The sequence below is a fragment of the Chitinophaga sp. genome (genome assembly GCF_036566945.1).
Lineage (GTDB): Bacteria > Bacteroidota > Bacteroidia > Chitinophagales > Chitinophagaceae > Chitinophaga.
Map to the genome: position 1 here is coordinate 1 of NZ_DATCVJ010000012.1, position 4,751 is coordinate 4,751.

Here is a 4,751-nt window from a genome sequence, read left to right on the forward strand (position 1 = left end):
TGTGATGACTACAGCTTTCCGGTGTTGCATAAAATGCAAAACGGCTATTGACGTGGTTATAACTCCCACCCTGATTATAAATATAAGGTTTTAAATGCCTTCGCCCAAATCGCAGGATTTGAAGGAGCGTTTTTTATTAAAACGCGTGATGACGTAATCCACCGTCTACTACGGCAACCGAGCCAGTGATATATTTTGCGCGGGGAGATACCAGGAAGGTCGCCATGTTGGCCATGTCTTGCGGCTCTCCGAAATCACCCAATGGAATTTCGCGGGCCGCAAATTTCTGACGCTCCTCTCCCTGGAAGTAAGGACGGATATTCTCTGTATCGATAAGGCCGGGCTGCAGACAGTTGACCCGGATACCATACTGCCCCAGTTCTGCGGAGAGCTGCTTAGACCATACTACCACCGCTGCTTTGGCTACTGCCGATGCATTGATCGTGCGTAACTCATACGTGCTGATGGTGTTCAGGATCACTCCTTGTTTACGTGCGATGAAATGTGGTAACAGTTCCTGTGTCAGTTGCCGGTGACGCACAAAATCCAGCGTCATAGACTCCAGCCAGCCCTCTTCCGATCCAATGATATCCAATGGTTTGCTACGCCCCGCATTATTAATGAGGATATCGATATCTCCCAGACCCGAAAATGCCGCTGCGGCGATCTTTTGTGGCGCATCCGGCGCCATGAAATCCTGGGCCAGTGTGAGCGGTACTACACCACCGGCCGCCACCACCTCAGCTTTGAGGCTGTTCAGCAAATCTTCATTTCTGCCGATGGCCAGCACTTTCACGCCTTCAAGGGCCAATTCCTTTACAATAGCACGACCAATTCCCTGGCTACCGCCACTTACTACCGCCGTTTTTCCTTTTAAATACAAATCCATATTTTTCGCTTATTGATGATGAATGGAGTAATCACTTTTACACCCAAAAAATGATCTTAAAAATTTCTTTGTAAAAGTAGTGGGTAGCATTTAATTTTATAAGCAGTACCACCAATTGTACGGTACTTACAAATATGTAACTAATGGCTACCAGAAAGAAAAACTCGACTTATTCCCGTAACGAGGAATTTATCGCTGAATGTGATCTTACCTATGCGGTTAACAAGATTGGGGGTAGATGGAAAATTTTGATCATCAGCAAATTGGAAAGCCGGAAATTCAGGTTTAATGAACTAAAGAAAGAATTCCCCCTTATTACGGAACGCATGCTCACCTTACAATTACGGGCATTGGAACAGGATGGACTGGTCAGGAGAACCGTCTACGCAGAAGTTCCTCCAAGGGTAGAATATGAACTCACGGAGATGGCTACTGCTTTCGGTCCCATTTTTAAACAGCTTAGCGAATGGGGAGGCAAACACCGGCACTTAATAACGAAAGAGGAGAAATAAGATATAGAGAAAGCCCTGCAAAGATTCGCAGGGCTTTCTCTTATAACAACTTTCTCTCCCCGGTTAATTAGTGCGCAAATCCGTTACGACCACCACCTGCCAGGAAAGTAGCCAGCATCCTGGTTTTCTGACCTTTTGTAAACAACGCCATGCAGCCGTCATCTGTATAATCCATATAATTCATGGTCATTTCAACGGGAGTACCGGAGCAGGTGCTGAGGTGTGGATAGGTGGGGCAACCAAAGTTAGCGGCATTATGGAATGGGGTATCATCTACATAGTCTGTTCCACAGGTAGCATCTCCCCAGATATGACGGAGATTAAGCCAGTGCCCCACTTCGTGGGTAGCTGTTCTGCCCAGGTTAAACGGACTGGTAGCAGTACCTACTGTACCAAAGCAATCATAGGCGATCACTACACCATCCGTAGCAGCACTTCCACCCGGAAATTGAGCATAGCCGATTACGCCGCCTGTCATGGCCCCAACCACCCAAATATTCAGTACTGAATCCGGTGTGGTGGGTGCGATGCCACCTTGTGCGGTTTTCTTCATCGCATCGTTGGTAGACCAGGAGGTTTTGGTGGTAGACTTACGTACCACGCTTTTCAATGCAAAATGAATACCTGTGGATGCCCGGAGGGTATCAAAGAGAGCAGGTACAGGATACAATGTATTATAGTCTGCATTTAATGCATCTATTTGTGATTGCACCTGCGCCAGGGAAACATTCTGGGCAGTTGTTTTATAAAGTATATTTACTACCACAGGTATTTCAATCGTTCCATCCGGCAAAAGTCTGTACAATGCTTTATTCTTTTGTACATCTGCCGTTAATTTTTCGATTTTGGCCATACGACCTACCAGAGATGGATCGGCCATTAATTGTTGTTGTAATACCTCATAGGCAGCGCAGCGGCGCTCTTTGGCTACGGCCACTTCAGGGGCAGGAGTACGCTCGACGATTTGGTTGTCTTTTCTGGTACAGCTAAAGGTCATCATTGACCCCAGTAAAAGAATGAGTGCTAGTTTTTTCATGTGTTTGAGGGTTTGGGTTATCCATTATCTATTTTGGGAAATATCAGGGGAGAGATGAGTATAGATAATGCATCGGGTTTCATATGATGAAAATAACCGATTAAGCTGCAGGGGGATTACAGCTAGATAAATATAATCATGACACACAAATAGCTTATCATTGAAAAGGCTTCCACACGGCCATTTTACACTTAAAACCGAACACATATGTCCGTATCCGTACAACAAACTTGCTGGAAATGACAGTCCTTCAGGTATCAATATGGCTACCACAGGCACATACAGCGATATCCCCACAAGTGGTATGGTAGTTGTCTCCGGAGAAGTCCAATGCCTGCGCCGACTTTAGGCTGCTCGTTTGGCACTATATAATGCTTTAAATTAACCTTATGTTCTCGAACTACTTAAAGATCGCTTTCCGTGTTCTTTGGCGCAACAAGATTTATGTAGTCCTCAATATCGTAGGCCTGGGCTTTGCCATTGCCTGTTGTATCCTGTCTTATCTTAATTTTAATTACAGCGCTAATTTCGATCAAACACATACGCGCACCGAAAACATTTACCGGTTAAACAGTCTGCGTGTAGTAGATGGCAATAAACAGCCCTGGGCAGTGGTACCTTTACCATTGGCACAGGCCATCCAAAAAGAATCTGCGGGCGTGGACCGGATGGCCCGTCTCAGCAACGCGGCAGTGGTGGTGAAAGTCGGGGAACATACTTTTGATGAACGGATGCACTACGCAGACAAGACCCTGTTCGACTTCTTCAACTTCCCGCTACAACTCGGTAACCTGGCCAATTTTGACCAGTCGAATCAGGTTGTCATCAGTGCAGCTTTTGCCGATAAATATTTTCCAAAGCAGATGCCGGTAGGACAATCCCTGACGATTATCGGATCAACCGGCAAAGCAAAAGAATATACGGTGGCCGCGGTAACACAGAAGATTCCTGCGAATTCCAGTATTCAATTCGACCTCCTCACCTCCTTTGAAAACGGATTCTTGAATGGGCAATTGGCGCCTAACGACTGGGCCAACACTGATCTCATTACTACCTTTGTGGCATTAAAAAATGCGCAGGCGGCTCGTTTTGTGACGAGTAATCTTAATCCCTACGCGGCGCTTCACAATCGTAATCATTCCGACTGGCCTATAGAAAGCTTTTCCCTGCAACCTTTTTCCCAGCTGGCCGCCAGCTCGGATATTGACATGCCTGGTTATGTATACGGCAGCCAGTTAACCGTGAATCCCCGTGGTGTACTTGTGATTGTTCCGGCTATCATGTCATTGTTCATCTTATTAATTACCTGTTTTAATTTTACCAATATTTCCATTGCATTTGCCAGTGGCAGATTAAAAGAGATTGGTATTCGTAAAGTAATCGGAGGTTTCAGGGGGCAGTTGATCCGGCAGTTTTTAACAGAAAATATCGTGCTATGCCTGCTGGCTTCCTTGTTGGCGCTGCTATTTGTTTCGCTGTTATTACCCACAGTCGCTCAACTGACAGGCGTTGATCTGTCGCCTGACTATGGCCATGACTATGGGTTCTGGTTATTCCTTTTATTTATTCCGGCTGTTAGCGCCATTTTTTCCGGTCTATACCCTGCCGTGTATATCAGTTCTTTTCAGCCCATGCTGATTCTTAAGGGCAAGACGGCGCTGGCTTCAGCCGGCCGTTTTACACGTTTTCTATTGATTTCACAATTTAGCCTCTCCTGTTTCGCACTCGTGGTGGGCATTGTAATGTCCCAGCATGCAGCCTTCCAGGAGAAAGCCGATTTTGGTTATGCTATCAATGAGGTAGCCGTTGTAGCCATCAACAATCCCCAGGAATACCGTGTTTTTAGTCAAACCGTTCAACAGCACCCCGACATTGCCAGCGTAGCCGGATGCGAGCAACAAATTGGTGATGGCACCTATACACAAACAGCCAAAACCGAAAAAGATCAGCTCCAGGTGCAAGTGGCGCGGGTTGGCGGAGAAGCCTACCTCAAGACGATGGGCATCCGTTTGGCACAGGGACGGCAATTTTATAATACCCGTGCAGATGCAGAAGAATCGATCCTCGTCAATCAAACATTCCTGCAACGATTGCATCTGACGCAGCCACTGGGGCAGCGGATTATGCTGGATAGTACCCATTACACCATTGTGGGCGTGGTAAACGATTATAAAGAATATGGTCTGCATAGCCTTGTACCACCTTGCGTGCTGCGTATGGCCAACGCAGATGATTATAAGTTGATGGTGGTTCGTACTGATAAAGACAAATTATCACAAGTAAACAAATACCTGCAGGAAGCCTGGCACAAAGT

4 protein-coding genes are annotated in these 4,751 nt (G+C 46.3%); 2 read left to right on the forward strand and 2 right to left on the reverse strand.

The annotated features are described in order from the left end of the window. Nucleotides 1-136 precede the first annotated feature (136 nt). Nucleotides 137-889, reverse strand: a complete 753-nt coding sequence (locus tag VIP81_RS00335) for an SDR family NAD(P)-dependent oxidoreductase (RefSeq protein ID WP_331956481.1) — start codon at nt 887-889, stop codon at nt 137-139. A gap of 143 nt (nt 890-1,032) precedes the next feature. Between VIP81_RS00335 and VIP81_RS00340 the strand changes: the two genes are divergently transcribed. Then, nucleotides 1,033-1,401, forward strand: coding sequence for a helix-turn-helix domain-containing protein (locus tag VIP81_RS00340; RefSeq protein ID WP_331956482.1), 369 nt, complete (start codon nt 1,033-1,035; stop codon nt 1,399-1,401). A gap of 67 nt (nt 1,402-1,468) precedes the next feature. Here VIP81_RS00340 and VIP81_RS00345 read toward each other — a convergent pair whose 3' ends face one another. Next, entirely contained in the window at nt 1,469-2,437 is a 969-nt protein-coding gene (locus VIP81_RS00345; RefSeq protein ID WP_331956483.1) for a zinc metalloprotease, read from the reverse strand. 389 nt (nt 2,438-2,826) lie between these two features. Between VIP81_RS00345 and VIP81_RS00350 the strand changes: the two genes are divergently transcribed. After that, nucleotides 2,827-4,751 (forward strand): ABC transporter permease (locus tag VIP81_RS00350; RefSeq protein ID WP_331956484.1); only part of this gene is annotated, 1,925 nt, incomplete at its 3' end.

What these genes read in the sequence shown, in the direction of transcription:
- VIP81_RS00335 (WP_331956481.1), bottom strand. Translation starts at nt 889, where the DNA reads ATGGATTTGTATTTAAAAGGAAAAACGGCGGTAGTAAGTGGCGGTAGC.
- VIP81_RS00340 (WP_331956482.1), top strand. Translation starts at nt 1,033, where the DNA reads ATGGCTACCAGAAAGAAAAACTCGACTTATTCCCGTAACGAGGAATTT.
- VIP81_RS00345 (WP_331956483.1), bottom strand. Translation starts at nt 2,437, where the DNA reads ATGAAAAAACTAGCACTCATTCTTTTACTGGGGTCAATGATGACCTTT.